This window comes from Roseovarius salis (assembly GCF_044472985.1).
Taxonomy (GTDB): Bacteria; Pseudomonadota; Alphaproteobacteria; order Rhodobacterales; family Rhodobacteraceae; genus Roseovarius; species Roseovarius salis.
Genome location: NZ_JBISDG010000123.1, coordinates 1 through 273 on the forward strand (window position 1 = coordinate 1; position 273 = coordinate 273).

The 273-nt window shown below is 67.4% G+C and carries 1 protein-coding gene; it reads right to left on the minus strand.

Translation table 11 applies throughout. From position 1 onward, the window contains the following. Positions 1-25: 25 nt before the first annotated feature. On the minus strand, positions 26-273 hold a 248-nt coding region (locus tag ACH13J_RS18465; RefSeq protein ID WP_397544803.1), incomplete at its 5' end, for a UTRA domain-containing protein.

Genomic DNA, 273 nt, shown 5'->3' on the forward strand with positions numbered 1-273 from the left:
GCACCGTGCTGGCGCAGGCGCAAGTTCAGTCGTTCTGGAGCACGCGGATGTCGACTTCGCGCGTGTAACGCTCGGTGGAGAAATCGCAGTACGTGAGGGAGATCGGTACATCGGCCAGGCTGTAGCCGATGCGGCGCACACGCACCAGCGGCACGCCAGCTGCCACGTCGAGCTGGCTGGCCTGGTGGGCATCCGCCACGCACGCCAGCGGCGCCTCGCGCGAGCGCGCGATGGTCAGGTTGGCGCGCTGGAAAACCTGCACGAACAGGCGAT